The sequence below is a fragment of the Actinosynnema sp. NPDC050436 genome (assembly GCF_040655415.1).
Taxonomy (GTDB): domain Bacteria; phylum Actinomycetota; class Actinomycetes; order Mycobacteriales; family Pseudonocardiaceae; genus Actinosynnema.
Genome location: NZ_JBFAJV010000004.1, coordinates 380,744 through 396,681, shown reverse-complemented (window position 1 = coordinate 396,681; position 15,938 = coordinate 380,744). Strand labels below are relative to the sequence as shown.

Here is a 15,938-nt window from a genome sequence, read left to right as displayed (position 1 = left end):
CCGCAGCCACTTCCGCCGCAGCCGGTCCCGCCGCAGCCGTTCCCGCCGTCGCCCACGGCCGCCGCAGCCCCGCACTGCCGCACTGCCGCCGCCGCCCGCCCCTGCGCGCCGCCCAGGTGGCCCGCGTCGGCGGGCCGTGGCCGGTCGGTTCGCCCGAGGTGCCGGGTCGCCCACCCTGCCCGGGCCGCCCCGCCCCGGCCGCCCGGCCCCGCCCAGCCAGGTCGGGCGGGCCGCGCCGGGCCTGCCGGCCGGGTGTCCGGGCGGTGCTCGGGGGCAGGTGGGACGTGTCGGCGGATATCCGTTCGATGAGCACCGATAACATCTCCACCAGAGGTCCGCCCTACCGGAGGAGTCACCGTGTCCCAGCCACGTCCCGCAGCCGCTCTCGCCCCACCTCGCGTGGTGGTGCCGGCGGGGACCACCGCGGGCACGGCGGTCCGGGAGGCGGGGCTGCCCGGCAAGGGGCCGGACGCCGTCGTGGTCGTGCGCGACGCCGAGGGCGTGCTGCGCGACCTGTCCTGGGCCCCTGGGGTCGACGTCGAGGTCGAGGCCGTCGCCGCCGACACGCCCGACGGCCGCGCCGTGATCCGGCACTCCGCCGCGCACGTGCTCGCCCAGGCCGTTCAGCAGCAGTTCCCGGAGGCCAAGCTGGGCATCGGCCCGCCGGTCAAGGACGGGTTCTACTACGACTTCCAGGTCGACAAGCCGTTCACGCCCGAGGACCTCCAGGCGCTGGAGAAGCGCATGAAGCAGATCATCAAGGGCGCGCAGCGGTTCGACCGGCGCGTGGTCGAGTCCGTGGACGCGGCCAAGGCCGAGCTGGCGGCCGAGCCGTTCAAGCTCGAACTGGTCGACTTGAAGTCCGACGTCGACACCGACGAGGTGATGGAGGTCGGCGGCGGCGAGCTGACGATCTACGACAACCTCGACCCGCGCACCGGCGACCGCGTCTGGGGCGACCTGTGCCGGGGCCCGCACGTGCCGACGACCAAGCACATCCCGGCCTTCAAGCTGACCAGGCCCGCCGCCGCCTACTGGCGCGGCAACGAGAACAACCCCCAGCTCCAGCGCATCTACGGCACGGCGTGGGAGTCGCAGGAGGCGCTGGACGCCTACCTGGAGCTGCTCGCCGAGGCCGAGCGGCGCGACCACCGCAAGCTGGGCGTCGAGCTGGACCTGTTCAGCTTCCCGGACGAGCTGGGCTCCGGCCTGGCCGTGTTCCACCCCAAGGGCGGGATCGTCCGGCGCGAGCTGGAGAACTACTCGCGCCGCCGGCACGAGGAGTCGGACTACGAGTTCGTCTACACGCCGCACATCAGCAAGGGCGGCCTGTTCGAGACCTCCGGCCACCTGCCGTACTACGCCGACACGATGTTCCCGGCGATCCAGTTCGAGGGCGAGGACTACTACCTCAAGGCCATGAACTGCCCGATGCACAACCTGATCTTCAGGTCGCGCGGGCGGTCCTACCGCGAGCTGCCGCTGCGGCTGTTCGAGTTCGGCACGGTCTACCGGTACGAGAAGTCCGGCGTGGTGCACGGCCTGACCCGCGTGCGCGGCCTGACGATGGACGACTCGCACATCTACTGCACCAAGGAGCAGGCCCCGGGCGAGCTGCGGTCGCTGCTCAAGTTCGTGCTCGACCTGCTCGCCGACTACGGCCTGAGCGACTTCTACCTGGAGCTGTCCACCCGCGACGACTCGCCGAAGTTCATCGGCGACCTCGCCGACTGGGAGGAGGCCACCGAGACGCTGCGGCAGGCCGCGCTGGACTCCGGGCTCGAACTCGTGCCGGACCCGGGCGGCGCGGCCTACTACGGGCCGAAGATCTCGGTGCAGGCCAAGGACGCCATCGGCCGGTCGTGGCAGATGTCCACCATCCAGGTCGACTTCAACCAGCCGGCGCGGTTCGGGCTGGAGTACACCGCGCCGGACGGTTCGCGGCAGCAGCCCGTCATGATCCACCGGGCGCTGTTCGGCTCGATCGAGCGGTTCTTCGGCGTGCTCACCGAGCACTACGCGGGCGCGTTCCCGGCGTGGCTGGCCCCGGTGCAGGTGGTCGGCATCCCGATCGCCGACGAGCACGTCGAGCACCTGGAGCAGGTGGCGGCGGCGCTGCGCGAGCACAAGATCCGGGTCGAGGTCGACGCCTCCGACGACCGGATGCAGAAGAAGATCCGCAACCACACCACGCAGAAGGTGCCGTTCATGCTGCTCGCGGGCGGCAAGGACGTCGAGTCGGGCGCGGTGTCGTTCCGGTTCCGCGACGGCACCCAGGTCAACGGCGTCCCGGTGGCCAAGGCCGTCGAGACCATCCTCGACTGGGTGACCCGCCGCGAGAACGCCTCGCCCACGGCGGACCTCGTCCAGTGACGCCGGGGTACGAGGAGCAGGACGGGGTCGGGGTCCGCGACGCTTTGCAGCGGCTGTGGACCCCGCACCGCCTCTCGTACGTGCGCGGGGAGGGCAAGGCGGACGGCGACGAGCCCGCCGGCTGCCCGTTCTGCCGGGTGATCGAGCTCGACGACCCCGACGGGCTGGTCCTGGCCCGGGGCGAGCGGGTGTTCGCGGTGCTCAACCTGTACCCGTACAACCCGGGTCACCTCATGGTGCTGCCCTACCGGCACGTCCCGGACTACACCGACCTCGACCCGGCCGAGACGGTGGAGTTCGCCGAGTTCACCCAGCGCGCCATGCGGGTGATCCGCGCGGTGGCCCAGCCGCACGGCTTCAACATCGGCATGAACCAGGGCGTGGTGGGCGGTGCGGGCATCGCCGCGCACCTGCACCAGCACGTGGTGCCGAGGTGGGGCGGCGACGCGAACTTCATGCCCGTCATCGGCCACACGAAGGTGATCCCGCAACTGCTGGGGGAGACCCGGCAACTGCTCTCCGCAGCCTGGCCCGCCGCCTAGCGCGAGCCGCCCCACCGACCCCACCCGGCCCGGCGGACGAGCCGCCCGGTGCCGGTCGGGCCGGCCCCGCTCGCCCGGCCGGTCCGCCGCCGGCCCGGCCCCCTGCGGTGCCTCCCGATCCGCCGTCCGATCATGGGCGTCTCAGCCGGCGCGGGGCTCCGGGTGATCCACACGGGTGGTCGCGCTGCGTTGCCGAAGCCGCGTTCCGGCGGTCGGGCGCGTGCGGGCCTACGCTCGGTCCGGGGGTGCCGCAGGCGCGCGGAACGATCGCGGGAAGGCCCCGAGCGGCTTCAATCGGTCGAAAGGCGGTTACGCGAGAGCAAGTGCACGGGCAATTGCACGTGCAACCCGAATACACACTGTGAGCGTGCGCTAGATCACCATGGAGTGATGGGTCAACGGCCGGTATTCCCTGTGTGGCCGATCGTCACGGGCACCGGTCATCGATAACGTGCGTTTCATGACCGCACCTGAGCGTTCGCGGCTGGCCCGAGAACGGCTCTCGCGCGAGTTACGCAGGCTGCGCACGGAAGCCAAGATGACCGGCACGGCTACCGCGCGGGCTACCGGGATGAGCCAGTCGAAGTTGTCGAAGATCGAGAACGGAATGCTCCTCCCGTCCGTGACCGACGTGGAGCGCCTGGTCGCCGAGTTGTCGGCGACCAGGGAGACCAGGGTCGAGCTGGTGGAGTTGGCGCGTCAGCTGCACGCCGAGGCGGAGACCCGCCGGGTGGTGCTGCACCGGGGCGCTCACCGGCACCAGCAGACCGTGGCTCGAATAGAGGCCCGGGCGACCACGAGTCGTTTCTTCCAGAACGCCGGGGTTCCGGCATTGTTGCAGAGCGAGAACTACCTGCGAGTCGTGTTGAACGCGACTCCGGCGCACGAGCAGGACACGGCGATCGCCACCTTGCGCAGTCGCCGGGCGCGGATGGACGACCTCGGCAAGCGATTCGTGTTCCTGCTCGCCGAAGGCGCGTTGCGGTGGCGGTTGGGTTCCGCCGACCTGATGTGCGAGCAGATCGACCACCTCGTGCAGACGATGCGCCGGCCGAACGTCCAGCTCGGTGTCGTGCCGTGGACGGCGGACGCGAACCTGGTGGCCCTGCACGGCTTCCAGGTCTACGACGAGCGGGTGGTGACCCTGAGCGTGCTGACCGGCAACGCCACCATCACCGACCCGCACGACGTGCGCGAGTACCTGACCCTGTTCGGCCGCCTCGAACGGCTCGCCATGCGCGGCGAACAGCTCGAAGACCTGTTGGAGGGGATCTCCAGGGACCACCGCAAGCTCGGCTGAGCTGCACCGTTAGGCTGCCCGGGACCAGTCGTCCCCCGCCGGTAGGTGCAGTCGCCGCCCCATGCTGAACATCTTCGCCCGCGCGTCGGTCTCGCGCGTCACCGATCCGATCGGGGCGTGGCTGCTGCGACGCGGCCTCACCCCGAACACCGTCACGGTGCTGGGCACCGTCTGCTCCGTCGCGGCGTCGCTGTGGTTCATCCCGCGCGGGCAGTTGTTCGCCGGGGCCGCCGTGGTCACCGCGTTCCTGCTGTTCGACCTGGTCGACGGCGCGATGGCCCGCGCGCAGGGCGGCGGCACCGCGTACGGCGCGGTGCTGGACGCCAGCTGCGACCGGATCGCCGACGGCGCGCTGTTCGCCGCCATCGCCTGGTGGTGCTTCGGCGCGGGCGAACCGGGCCTCGCGGCGGCCACCCTGGTGTCGCTGGTCGGCGCGCAGGTCACCTCGTACGTGAAGGCGCGCGCGGAGGCGTCCGGGCTGTCGGCGGACGTGGGCGTGGCCGAGCGGGCGGACCGGTTCGTCGTCGCGCTGGTCGGCGTCGGGCTGCACGGCCTGGGCGTGCCCTACGTGCTGCCGGTGGCGCTGTACCTGCTCGCCGCACTGGTCGTGATCACCGTGGCGCAGCGGCTGCTGGCCGTGCGCCGGGCTGCCGGGGGGTCGACGTCGTGAAGGACGAGCTGGCGGACCTGGGCTTCGCCGCCGGGTGGCGGCTGGTGCGGCTGCTGCCGGAGAAGTGGGCGGTCGCGCTGTTCGACCGGGCCGCCGACCGGGCGTCGGGCCGCGCCGGCGAGGGCGTGCGCCAGTTGCGGGCCAACCTGCGCCGCGTGGTGCCGCGCGCCGGCGAGGCGGAGCTGGACGAGCTGGTGCGGCTGTCGGTCCGGTCCTACGCGCGGTACTGGCGGGAGGCGTTCCGGCTGCCGTCGATGGACCTGCGGGCCACCTACGAGGAGGTCGACCGCACGATCTCCGGCGTGGAGAACCTGGACGCCGCGCTCGCGGCCGGCAACGGCGCGGTCCTGGCCCTGCCGCACTGCGGCAACTGGGACATGGCGGGCGTGTGGCTGGTCGGCCACTCGGGGCGGTTCACCACCGTCGCCGAGCGGCTCAAGCCCGAGTCGCTCTACCGCCGCTTCATCGGGTTCCGGGAGAGCCTGGGCTTCGAGGTGCTGCCGCTGACCGGCGGCGAGCGCAACCCGGCGGTGGTGCTGGCCGAGCGGTTGCGCGCCAACGGGGTCGTCTGCCTGCTCGCCGACCGCGACCTGACCGCCGGCGGCGTGCCGGTCACGTTCTTCGGCGAGCAGACCATGATGCCCGCCGGGCCCGCGCACCTGGCCGCCACGACCGGCGCGGCGCTGCTGCCGGCCGGCCTGTGGTTCACCGAGGACGGCTGCACGATCCGCCTGCACCCGCCGATCCGGGTCGCCGGCCTGACCGGCGTCGCCCCGGCGACCCAGCAGCTGGCCGACGTGTTCGCCGCCGACATCGCGGCGCACCCGGCCGACTGGCACATGATGCAGAAGCTGTGGCTCGCGGACCTGCCGGAGAGCAGGCAGCGGGCGCTGCGCCGGGTGCTGGCCCGCAGGGGGGACGCCGGGTGAGGGTCGGCATCGTCTGCCCGTACTCCTTCGAGGTGCCCGGGGGGGTGCAGGCGCACGTGGTCGACTTGGCGCGCGCGCTGCGCTCGCTCGGGCACGAGGTGGAGGTGCTCGGGCCGGCCGACGACGACACGCCCGTGCCGGAGTTCGTCACGCCCGCCGGTCGCGCGGTGGGCATCCCCTACAACGGGTCGGTGGCCCGGCTGTCGTTCGGGCCGGTGTCGTTCGCCAGGGTGCGGCGGTGGATCGCCGAGCACGACTTCGACGTGCTGCACCTGCACGAGCCGACCGCCCCGTCGCTGTCCATGCTGGCGCTGATGGTCGCCGACGGCCCGATCGTCGCCACCTTCCACACCTCCACGCCGCGCTCCAAGATCCTGTCCGCCTTCCAGGTCGTGCTCCAGCCGTTCCTGGAGAAGATCACCGCCCGGATCGCGGTGTCCGCGCTGGCCCGGCGGGTGCAGGTGGAGCACCTCGGCGGTGACGCGGTGGAGATCCCCAACGGCGTGGACGTCGGGTTCTTCGCCGACGCCGACCCGCTGGAGGGCTACCCCCGGCCGGCGGGCACGATCGGGTTCGTCGGCCGGTTCACCGAGCCGCGCAAGGGGATGCCCGTGCTGCTGGAGGCGTTCCGCGAGCTGCCGGGCGACGTCCGGCTGCTGATCGTCGGCCGGGGCGACGAGGACGAGCTGCGCAAGGCGGCGGGGCCCGCGCTCGCGTCCAGGATGGACTTCCTGGGCATGGTCGACGACGAGACCAAGGCCCGCGCGCTGCGCAGCGCGGACGTCTACTGCGCGCCCAACACCGGCGGCGAGAGCTTCGGCATCATCCTCACCGAGGCGATGTCGGCGGGCACCTCGGTGGTGGCGAGCGACCTCGACGCGTTCCGGCGCGTGCTGGACGACGGGAAGGCCGGCGTGCTGACCCCGGTCGGCGACCCGGCGGCGCTGGCCCGCGCGCTGCGCGACCTGCTGGGCGACCCCCGCCGGCGCGCGGAGTACGTCGACGCCGCGCGGCAGCGGGTGATGACCTACGACTGGTCGGTGGTGGCCGGGCAGGTGCTGCGGGTGTACGAGAGCGCGATGGCCGCCGACCCCCGGCGGGTGGGGGAGGCGTGACCAGCGCGGGCATGGCGTTGACGTTCCTGGTGCTGCTCGGGCTGCTGCTGGTGGTGGCCCCGGTGTCGCTGGGCACCGCGAACCGGCTGGACCGCCTGCACGTGCGCACCGACGCCGCGTGGGCCGCGCTGGAGGCCGCCCTCGCGCGGCGGGCCGTGGTGACCCGGGCGGTGGCCGTGCTGTGCGACGCGCCGGCGCTGCGGGACGCGGCCGACCGGGCGGAGCGGGCGTCGCGGGCCGACCGCGAGGCGGCGGAGAACGAGCTCAGCGGCGTGCTGGAGGACCTGGACCGCTCCGCGCTGGCCCCCGAGCTGGCGGCCGAGCTGTCCGACGCCGAACAGCGGGTCGTGCTGGCGCGGCGGGTGCACAACGACGCGGTGCGCGACACGCTGGCGCTGCGCCGCTGGCGGCTGGTGCGCTGGCTGCGCCTGGCGGGCACGGCGCCGACGCCGGCGTACTTCGAGATCGCCGAACCGCTGGAGGACGTGCCGACCCAGCGGGTGTCGGCGCGGGTCGTGCTGGTCGACGCCGCCGGGCGGGTGCTGCTGTTCGAGGGCTTCGACCCGGCGCGGCCCGACGAGCCGTTCTGGTTCACCGTCGGCGGCGGCGTCGAGCACGCCGAGGACCTGCGGGCGGCGGCGGTGCGGGAGGCGTTCGAGGAGACCGGCCTGGACCTCGCGCCGCAGGAGCTGGTCGGCCCGGTGTGGAAGCGGCGCGCGGTGTTCAGCTTCGACGGGCTGAGCTACGCGGCCGAGGAGTGGTTCTTCGTCTGCCGCCGGGACGCGGCCGACATCGACACGTCCCGGTTCAACGAGGTCGAGCGGCGCACCATCCGGCGGCACCGCTGGTGGTCGACCGAGGAGCTGCGCACGACCGGCGACACCGTGTACCCCGTCCAGCTCGCCGACCTGCTGCCCGGCGCGCTGGGCACCTGGGACGGCACGACCCGGTCGGTGCGCTGACGCCGTCGGGCGTGCTGCCCGGGGGGTGCTAGAGGACGAAGGTGGCGATGATCTGGCCGAGCAGCCGGACGTCGGCGTGGCCCCGGAACTCCAGGCGGACCTTGCCCAGGCCGGAGAACCACAGGTCCAGCTCGGCGTCCATGTCGAAGGTGCCGGCCGTCTCGATGGAGAACGCCTGCACCCGGCTGTAGGGCAGCGACGTGAAGTCCTTCTTGCGGCCCGTCATGCCCTGCACGTTGACCGCGATGACCCGCTTGTCGGTGAACACGACGAAGTCGCGCACGGTCTTGAAGCAGGACACGATCTGCTCGCCCTGGATCATGATCGGCGACACCTGCGGCGCGATGTCCTCCGGCCGGCACGGCGCGAGCTTGAACACGGAGGCTTTCTCGAAGTCGATCACCCTGTCGACGGTAGCACCGGATCGGGCGCTGCCGGTGCCGGACTTCGGCCCCACCACCGGGAACCGGTCCGGGTCCACCGCGCCCGCCGGGAAGGAGCCCGGTCCGGTCGCGCCCGGCCGGGTGGTCCCGGCCGAGAGCGCCCCCCGTCGTCGTTACGCCCAGCCCGCCGCGTTCGTCGCGGTCTCACGGGAGATGCCCGAGCCGGTGCCCGGGAACCCGCCGTAGAGGTCCGCGTGCAGGTGCGCGAAGAAGTAGCACAGCGCCTCGCACTCGGCGTCCGGCACGGCGACGCGCGGGTCCCGCGACACCGCCTCGTAGAACTCCCGCCCCAGCGCGACGATGAACCCCCGCGCGTACAGGAAGCCGTCGTCCGAGCCGTCGGTCACCTCGTGCACGTCCTGCCGGTCGATGTCGTGCAGCTTGCGCTCCACGACCCGGTCCAGCGCGGTCAGCTCCTCCGAGGACAGGCCCTCGGTGGCCCGGCGCAGCGCGGTCAGCACCGCGTCCAGGTGCTCCTCCAGCTCGGCCGCCGCGTCGAACGCGTCCTCCTCCGGCGCGCGCTTGGCCAGTGCCGCGCGCGCTCCGTTCGCCTCGGGGCCCACGCCGGCCCAGGCGTCTTCCAGCAGTGCCCAGAACCGGGCTTCGTCGGTTTCGGATGTCACGGCCGGGAGCGTAGCGGCGTGGTCCGACAATCCACCCCGTCCGCGCTCCCGACCTGCGGTGATCACATCCTCGGCAGCACCTCGTCCCCGTACGCGGCCAGGGTTTCGTCCTTCTCGTCGTGCATCAGGTACAGGGCGAAGTTGGACACCCCCAGCTCGCGCAGCTCGTGCAGTCGCTCCACGTGCGCGCCGGCCGGGCCCAGCAGGCAGAAGCGATCCACGATCGCGTCCGGGACGAAGTCGGCGGACCGGTTGCCCGCCCGGCCGTGGTGGGCGTAGTCGTAGCCCTCCCGGTCCTTGACGTAGTCGGTCAGCGCCCGGGGCACCGCGCCCGAGTCGCCGTACCGGGCCACCAGGTCGGCCACGTGGTTGCCGACCATGCCGCCGAACCACCGCAACTGGTCGCGCTGGTGCGCCAGGTCGCGCCCCACGTACGCGGGCGCGGCCACGCACATCGTGATGGCCGCCGGGTCGCGGCCGGCGGCGGCTGCCGCGTCCCGCACCGCCCCGGTGGTCCAGCGCGCGATGTCCGGGTCGGCGGTCTGGAGGATGAAGCCGTCCGCCTGCTCGCCGACCAGCTTCAGCGCGCGCGGGCCGTACGCGGCCATCCACACTTCCAGCTTCCCGTCGCGCACCCACGGGATGCGCACGGGCGTGCCGTGGTGGACCACCTCGCGGCCCTCGGCCAGGTCCTTCACCACGCGCATCGCCGCGCCGAGCGTGGCCAGGGTCGCGGGCGGCTGCCCGATCACCCGCCGCGCCGAGTCGCCCCGGCCGATCCCGCACACCGTGCGGTTGCCGAACATGTCGTTGAGCGTGGCGAACAGCGACGCCAGCACGGACCAGTCCCGGGTGCTCGGGTTGGTCACCATCGGACCCACGACCAGGCGCTCGGTCGCGGCCAGCACCTGCGAGTAGACGACGAACGGCTCCTGCCACAGCACCGTCGAGTCGAACGTCCAGCCGTAGCGGAACCCGTGGTCCTCGGCGGTCTTGAGCCGGGCCACGACGTCGCGCGCGGGCGGGTCGGTCTGCAACACCACACCGAAGTCCACGGCCACCCCCCTCAGATCAGGTACTGGTTGAGGTCACGGGCCAGGAAGCGGCCGTGGCCCACCGCGCCCCGGAAGCCCGACCCGTCCACCACGACCCGGCCGCGCGACAGCACGGTGTCCACCCGCCCGGCGACCTCCATGCCCTCGTACGCCGAGTAGTCCACGTTCATGTGGTGCGTCGCGGCGGAGATCGTCTGCCGGGCGGTCGGGTCGTACACCACCAGGTCGGCGTCCGCGCCGGGCGCGACCACGCCCTTGCGCGGGTGCAGGCCGAACATCCGCGCGGGCGTGGTGGAGGTGATCTCCACCCAGCGCTCCAGGCCGATCTCGCCCCGCACCACGCCCTGGTGCAGCAGGTCCATCCGGTGCTCGACGCCGGGGATGCCGTTGGGGATCTTGGAGAAGTCGCCGCGTCCCAGCACCTTCTGGTCCTTGAAGCAGAACGGGCAGTGGTCGGTCGACACCACGGACAGGTCGTTGGTGCGCAGGCCCCGCCACAGCTCGGACTGGTGCTCCCGGGGCCGCAGCGGGGGAGAGGCCACGTACTTCGCCCCCTCGAAACCCGGTCTCGCCAGGTCCTCCAGCGACAGGTACAGGTACTGCGGGCAGGTCTCGGCGAACACGTTCTGCCCGGTGTCGCGGGCCTGCGCCACCGCGTCCAGCGCCTGCGCGGCGGACAGGTGCACGACGTAGAGCGGCGCACCGGTCACCTTCGCCAGGGTGATCGCCCGGGACGTGGCCTCGCCCTCCAGCTCGGCCGGCCTGGTCAGGCCGTGCTCGACCGGGCCGGTGCGGCCCTCGGCGAGCGCCTGGGCGACGAGCTGGTCGATGGCGATGCCGTTCTCGGCGTGCATCATGACCGTCGCGCCGATCTCCCGCGCCTTCTGCATCGCGCGCAGGATCTCGCCGTCGGTGGCGTAGAAGACGCCGGGGTAGGCCATGAACATCTTGAACGTGTTCACGCCCGCCGCGACGCACGACTCCATCTCCTTGAGCGACGTGTCGTGCACGTCGGAGACGATCATGTGGAAGCCGTAGTCCACCGCGCAGTTGCCGTCGGCCTTGGCGTGCCACTCGTCCAAGGTCGCCGCCAGGGACGTGCCCTTGGCCTGGACGGCGAAGTCGATGATCGTCGTGGTGCCGCCCCACGCCGCTGCCGTGGTGCCGGTGGCGAACGTGTCGCTGGAGGAGGTGCCGCCGAACGGCATCTCCAGGTGCGTGTGGGCGTCGATGCCGCCGGGCACCACGTACTTGCCGGTGGCGTCGATCGTCTCGTCGGCGGTCACCGGGAACCCCGGCACGAGCAGCGCGGCGACCTCCTCGCCGTCCACCAGCACGTCGGCGGGCACGGCCCCGGTCGCGTTCACCACGAGGCCGCCCTTCAGCAGGGTGGTCACGGCGTCACCAGCGAGTCGTAGGTGTCGGGGCGGCGGTCCCGGTAGAACGCCCACAGGTCGCGCACCTCGGCCAGCCGGTCCATGTCCAGGTCGCGCACCACCACCTCCTCCTCCGTGTCCGAGGCCGCCTCGCCGACCAGTTGCCCGCGTGGGTCCACGAAGTAGGACTGGCCGTAGAACTCGTTGTCGCCCAACGGCTCCACGCCGACCCGGTTGATCGTGCCGACGTAGTACTCGTTGGCCACGGCGGCGGCGGGCTGCTCCAGCCGCCACAGGTACTCCGACAGGCCGCGCGAGGTGGCCGACGGGTTGAACACGATCCGCGCCCCGCCCAGGCCCAGCGCCCGCCAGCCCTCCGGGAAGTGGCGCTCGTAGCAGATGTACACGCCGATCCTGCCGACCGCCGTGTCGAACACCGGGTAGCCGAGGTTGCCGGGCCGGAAGTAGAACTTCTCCCAGAAGCCCTTCACCTGCGGGATGTGGTTCTTGCGGTGCTTGCCCAGGTACGTGCCGTCGGCGTCGATCACCGCGGCGGTGTTGAAGTAGACGCCGGGCTGCTCCTGCTCGTAGAGCGGGACGACCAGCACCACGCCGTGCCGCGCGGCCACCTCGCACATCAGCTCCGTGGTCGGGCCGTCCGGCACGCCCTCGGTGTAGGAGTAGTAGTCGGTGTCCTGGACCTGGCAGAAGTACGGGCCGTAGAACAGCTCCTGGAGGCACACGACCTGCGCGCCCTGCGACGCGGCGGTGCGGACCGCCGCCACCGCGTTGGCGGTCATCGAGTCCTTGTCGCCGGTCCACCTCTGCTGGACCAGCCCTGCTCGGACGATGTTGCTCACGCGTTCTCCCTCCGTGGCACCGGGGCGGGGTGGACGAGCGGGCCGACGACCGGGCGATCGACGACATCGTTGTCGGCGGCTTCGCAGGGGTCCGCGAGGTCGGCGATCGCGGGACGACCACCGGGCTGCGCGGGGACGTCGAGCGCCGGTGTGACCCGGGCAGCGAGGTCGAGGGCCATCGGTCGCTCCCCTGCTACGCTCGTGAAACTCCCACGGGTTCGGGCGCTTGCGCGCCACTTCCCTCCCGGCATCCTGGGCTCGGCCCACCTGCGCCGGGCAGTGTCAGTGTGTCCACGGTTGCCATGATCGGGGCACACACTGTCCACTGCCACTCCGCGCCGCGCCCCCTTCGCCCGCAGATGTCGCCACTCCACGTCTTCAGGCCCTCGACTGGGTGTTAACAGTGACCTACCGTCGTGTGGATGAAGCTCGAACTGAGACACCTGCGGGTCGTGTGCGCGATCGCCGACGCGGGCAGCCTCTCCAAGGCGTCTTCCTTGCTGGGCCTGGCGCAGCCCGCGCTCACCGCGCAGCTGCACCGGATCGAGGGCCTGCTCGGCGGCAAGCTGTTCGAGCGCGACCACAAGGGGGCGCGACCCACCCCGCTGGGCGAACTGGTGCTGGAACGCGCCCGCGTGCTGCTGCCCGCGTTCTCCCGCCTGCAAGAGGACGCGCTTCGGCTGGTGGACGACGACATGCCCAGCGAGCGGTACCGGGTCGGCGCGGTGAACGGCCCGATGCTCGGCGGCGTCGTGCACCGGATCACCGAGTCGCACCCCGGTGCGCACGTCAGCACCCAGGTCTCCTGGTCCAACGAGGAACTCGCGTCCGCCGTCGCCCAGGGCCGGCTGGACTACGTGCTGGCGGCGGTCTGCGGGGACGCCCCGCCGCCCTCCGAGTACGGGCTCACCTGGAGCGTCATCGCGGTCGACCCGATCTTCGTGCTGATCCCCGACGACCACCCGTTCACCCTGCTCGACGAGGTGGAACTCGGGCAGCTGAAGGACATGCAGTGGGCCGTGGTGCCCGGTGACGGGTGCTTCGGCGAGTGCTTCGTCGCCGCGTGCAGCCGTTCCGGCTTCACCCCGCGCACGATGTACGAGGTCGACATCAACAGCTGCATCGACCTGGCCGCGTCCGGTGACGCGGTCGCGCTGTGCCAGCCCACGTTCCGCCGCGCGCCGGGCGTCGTCGCCGTCCCGCTCGCGGGTGCGCCGCTGCGGTGGCGGCACCTGATCGGCTGGGACCCGGAGAGCCCGGCGGCGGCGTTCGGCCCGCACGTGCTGCGGTACGCGGGAGAGGCTTACCGGGACACGGCGGAGCGCAACCCCCGTTATGCGGCGTGGCTGCGCTCGCACCCCGATTTCGGCGTCGTGCGGTACCACTCCCGGGAGACGGTGAACCGCTGATCACCCGAACGCCCCACCATCACTCGGTCGTATGACCCAGCCGGTATTACCGCGACCGGCCGGGTCGAAATTACTTTTCACGGGGAATCCCTGCACTCCTTCGAGGAGAATTCCCATGTCAGCACTGTTGAGACCACTCGCGCTGGCCGCAGCGCTGGTGGCCGCCGGGGCCCTCGCCCCCACCGCGCAGGCGGCACCGGCGGACCAGACCACCGAGATCCTCGCCGCCATCCAACGCGACCTGGGCCTGGCCCCGGCCCAGGCGAAGGAGCGGCTGTCGGCCGACCGGACGTCCAGCGACACGGCCCGCGAGCTGCGCAAGCGGCTGGACACCCGGTTCGGCGGCGCGTGGATCGACGCCTCCGGCGCGTTGACCGTCGGCGTCACCACGCAGGCCGACCTCGACCAGGTCGGTCGCGGCCGGGGCAGGCTCGTGCAGCGCAGCGAGCACGACCTCGACTCGGCCAAGTCCACCTTGGACCGCAACGTCACCCGGGCACCCGGGTCCGTCCCCGGCTGGTACGTCGACCTGCCCACGAACACCGTCGTGGTCAAGTCGCAGCCGGGCAAGCTGTCCGCCGCCCGCGCGTTCGTCGCCGCCAGCGGCGTCGACGCGAGCGCGGTGCGGTACGTGACCACGACCGAAGCGCCGCGCCCGCTGATCGACGTCATCGGCGGCAACGCGTACAACATCGGCAGCGGCTCCCGCTGCTCGGTCGGCTTCTCGGTCAACGGCGGCTTCATCACCGCCGGGCACTGCGGCACCACGGGCGCGTCGACGTCCAACCCGAGCGGGTCGTTCCGGGGCTCGTCCTTCCCGGGCAACGACTACGCGTGGGTCCAGGTCGCGGCCGGCAACACCCCGCGCGGCCTGGTGAACAACTACTCGGGTGGCACGGTGTCGGTCGCGGGGTCGCAGGACGCGGCGGTCGGCGCGACGGTGTGCCGGTCGGGGTCGACGACCGGGTGGCACTGCGGGACCATCCAGGCCCGCAACTCGTCGGTGAGCTACCCGCAGGGCACGGTCACCGGCCTGATCCAGACCACGGTCTGCGCGGAACCCGGTGACTCGGGCGGCTCGCTGGTCGCGGGGACCCAGGCGCAGGGCGTCACGTCCGGCGGCTCGGGCAACTGCTCGTCCGGCGGCACGACGTACTTCCAGCCGGTCAACGAGATCCTCCAGACCTACGGCCTGACCCTGATCACCGGCGGCGGTGGCGGCACCCCGAACCCGCCCACCGGCTGCGCCTCGGCCGAGGCCCGCTACTCCGGTTCCCTGGCCTCGGGTGGCCGGGTGTACCAGCCGAACAACAGCTACTACCAGTCCACGGTGTCCGGTGCGCACGTCGGGTGCCTGGTCGGCCCGACCGGTGCCGACTTCGACCTGTACCTGCAGAAGTGGAACGGCAGCGCGTGGGTCGTCGTGGCCAAGGGCGACAGCCCGTCGGCGAGCGAGACCGTGTCCTACAACGGCACCGCCGGCTACTACCGGTTCCAGGTGCACGCGTACAGCGGTTCCGGCAGCTACACGCTGGGGGTCACCAACCCCTGATCGCAGAGGGTGGTGGAACCCGTCGCGGGCCCGTGCCGAGTCTTCCCGGCGCGGGCCCGCGTCCACTGTGGACTCGATCGAGGGACCTGAACGGGTGACGGTCGGCACTCAGCGTCAGTCACCCGATCGAGAGGGTTTGGAACACGGATCAGGGTGCCGATGGGGGAGTGGTCAAACGTTCGGTCCCCAATCAGGATGGGAACATCGTGTCTGCACACCGCACCCGCGGCCTTCTGCGCGCCGCCGCCCTGCTCGCCGCCGGCGCGGCCCCGCTGCTGGCCGGCACCGCCTCGGCGGCCGAGGCCCCGCTGGACACCGTGGAGGGCAAGGCGGGCGAGGCGGCCCAGCGGGTCGACGCCCACCTGGTCAAGCCCGTGACGGAGCTGGCCACCGGTCAGGCGCTCAAGCTGCCCGTGCTGGACCGGCAGTCCCCGGTGGCGTCCGCGCCGCAGCTGCCGTCCGCCGACCAGCCGTCGGCCCTGCCGACCAAGGCCCTGCCGTCGGTGGGGCAGCTCCCCGGCCTGCCGCAGCTCCCGCTCGTGCCGCTCGGGGCGGGTGCGCCGGGCGGTGCGCCGCAGGCCCGCGAGGTGACCGCGCCGGCGCTGGCGAAGCTGCCGGGTGCGCCGGCCGTCGAGTCGCCGACCGTCACCAAGCCCTCGGTGCCCGGTCTGCCGGGCGGGTCCGGGCCGGTGAACCTGCCGGGCCTGGGCTGAGCGCGCCGCCGGCACC

The 15,938-nt window shown here is 72.5% G+C and carries 16 protein-coding genes; 10 read left to right on the top strand and 6 right to left on the bottom strand.

Going from position 1 to position 15,938, the window contains the following annotated elements:
- The first annotated feature begins 357 nt into the window (after positions 1-357).
- The 7 genes from thrS (at position 358) to AB0I60_RS14195 (ending at position 7,891) form a co-directional block, all read left to right on the top strand.
- Entirely contained in the window at positions 358-2,373 is a 2,016-nt protein-coding gene (gene thrS, locus AB0I60_RS14225; protein ID WP_360729391.1) for a threonine--tRNA ligase, read from the top strand.
- On the top strand, positions 2,370-2,915 hold the full coding sequence (locus AB0I60_RS14220; protein ID WP_360729388.1) for an HIT domain-containing protein: 546 nt from the start codon (positions 2,370-2,372) through the stop codon (positions 2,913-2,915). The genes thrS and AB0I60_RS14220 overlap by 4 nt, the downstream gene beginning before the upstream one ends.
- A 460-nt stretch (positions 2,916-3,375) precedes the next feature.
- Positions 3,376-4,215 (top strand): helix-turn-helix transcriptional regulator, encoded by an 840-nt coding sequence (locus AB0I60_RS14215; protein WP_015100449.1) that lies wholly within the window; start codon positions 3,376-3,378, stop codon positions 4,213-4,215.
- A 61-nt stretch (positions 4,216-4,276) separates the two neighbouring features.
- The gene (gene pgsA / locus AB0I60_RS14210) at positions 4,277-4,885 is read left to right on the top strand and encodes a phosphatidylinositol phosphate synthase (RefSeq protein ID WP_360729386.1); all 609 of its coding nucleotides are present in this window, start codon (positions 4,277-4,279) and stop codon (positions 4,883-4,885) included.
- The gene (locus tag AB0I60_RS14205) at positions 4,882-5,814 is read left to right on the top strand and encodes a phosphatidylinositol mannoside acyltransferase (protein ID WP_360729383.1); all 933 of its coding nucleotides are present in this window, start codon (positions 4,882-4,884) and stop codon (positions 5,812-5,814) included. Before pgsA ends, AB0I60_RS14205 begins: the two co-directional genes overlap by 4 nt.
- A complete protein-coding gene (locus AB0I60_RS14200) occupies positions 5,811-6,929 on the top strand; it encodes a glycosyltransferase family 4 protein (protein WP_360729381.1) in 1,119 nt (372 codons plus the stop codon). Before AB0I60_RS14205 ends, AB0I60_RS14200 begins: the two co-directional genes overlap by 4 nt.
- The gene (locus AB0I60_RS14195) at positions 6,926-7,891 is read left to right on the top strand and encodes an NUDIX domain-containing protein (RefSeq protein WP_360729378.1); all 966 of its coding nucleotides are present in this window, start codon (positions 6,926-6,928) and stop codon (positions 7,889-7,891) included. The genes AB0I60_RS14200 and AB0I60_RS14195 overlap by 4 nt, the downstream gene beginning before the upstream one ends.
- A gap of 28 nt (positions 7,892-7,919) precedes the next feature.
- Here the strand turns inward: AB0I60_RS14195 and AB0I60_RS14190 are convergent, their stop codons facing one another.
- The 6 genes from AB0I60_RS14190 to AB0I60_RS14165 form a co-directional block, all read right to left on the bottom strand.
- Positions 7,920-8,294, bottom strand: coding sequence for a PH domain-containing protein (locus AB0I60_RS14190; protein WP_360729375.1), 375 nt, complete (start codon positions 8,292-8,294; stop codon positions 7,920-7,922).
- Positions 8,295-8,447: 153 nt separating this feature from the next.
- Positions 8,448-8,957, bottom strand: a complete 510-nt coding sequence (locus AB0I60_RS14185) for a DUF4240 domain-containing protein (RefSeq protein WP_360729373.1) — start codon at positions 8,955-8,957, stop codon at positions 8,448-8,450.
- 62 nt (positions 8,958-9,019) lie between these two features.
- Positions 9,020-10,012 (bottom strand): TIGR03842 family LLM class F420-dependent oxidoreductase, encoded by a 993-nt coding sequence (locus tag AB0I60_RS14180; RefSeq protein WP_360729370.1) that lies wholly within the window; start codon positions 10,010-10,012, stop codon positions 9,020-9,022.
- A gap of 11 nt (positions 10,013-10,023) precedes the next feature.
- A complete protein-coding gene (gene hydA / locus AB0I60_RS14175) occupies positions 10,024-11,409 on the bottom strand; it encodes a dihydropyrimidinase (RefSeq protein WP_360729367.1) in 1,386 nt (461 codons plus the stop codon).
- Complete coding sequence (locus AB0I60_RS14170) at positions 11,406-12,248, bottom strand: nitrilase-related carbon-nitrogen hydrolase (protein ID WP_360729365.1); 843 nt, start codon at positions 12,246-12,248, stop codon at positions 11,406-11,408. The genes hydA and AB0I60_RS14170 overlap by 4 nt, the downstream gene beginning before the upstream one ends.
- Positions 12,245-12,427: a hypothetical protein gene (locus AB0I60_RS14165; protein WP_360729362.1), complete on the bottom strand. Its 183-nt coding sequence runs from the start codon at positions 12,425-12,427 to the stop codon at positions 12,245-12,247. Before AB0I60_RS14165 ends, AB0I60_RS14170 begins: the two co-directional genes overlap by 4 nt.
- Positions 12,428-12,670: 243 nt before the next feature.
- Between AB0I60_RS14165 and AB0I60_RS14160 the strand changes: the two genes are divergently transcribed.
- The 3 genes from AB0I60_RS14160 to AB0I60_RS14150 all read left to right on the top strand — a co-directional run bounded on the left by AB0I60_RS14160 (position 12,671) and on the right by AB0I60_RS14150 (position 15,922).
- Positions 12,671-13,657 (top strand): LysR family transcriptional regulator, encoded by a 987-nt coding sequence (locus AB0I60_RS14160; protein ID WP_360729360.1) that lies wholly within the window; start codon positions 12,671-12,673, stop codon positions 13,655-13,657.
- A 115-nt stretch (positions 13,658-13,772) separates the two neighbouring features.
- Positions 13,773-15,209, top strand: a complete 1,437-nt coding sequence (locus AB0I60_RS14155) for a S1 family peptidase (protein WP_360729357.1) — start codon at positions 13,773-13,775, stop codon at positions 15,207-15,209.
- 206 nt (positions 15,210-15,415) lie between these two features.
- Positions 15,416-15,922, top strand: coding sequence for a hypothetical protein (locus AB0I60_RS14150; RefSeq protein WP_360729355.1), 507 nt, complete (start codon positions 15,416-15,418; stop codon positions 15,920-15,922).
- Positions 15,923-15,938 lie beyond the last annotated feature (16 nt).

Bases quoted from the DNA above. Each gene is read 5' to 3' on its own strand.
- AB0I60_RS14215 (WP_015100449.1), top strand. From the start codon at position 3,376: ATGACCGCACCTGAGCGTTCGCGGCTGGCCCGAGAACGGCTCTCGCGC.
- pgsA (WP_360729386.1), top strand. From the start codon at position 4,277: ATGCTGAACATCTTCGCCCGCGCGTCGGTCTCGCGCGTCACCGATCCG.
- AB0I60_RS14165 (WP_360729362.1), bottom strand. From the start codon at position 12,427: ATGGCCCTCGACCTCGCTGCCCGGGTCACACCGGCGCTCGACGTCCCC.
- AB0I60_RS14160 (WP_360729360.1), top strand. From the start codon at position 12,671: ATGAAGCTCGAACTGAGACACCTGCGGGTCGTGTGCGCGATCGCCGAC.
- AB0I60_RS14155 (WP_360729357.1), top strand. From the start codon at position 13,773: ATGTCAGCACTGTTGAGACCACTCGCGCTGGCCGCAGCGCTGGTGGCC.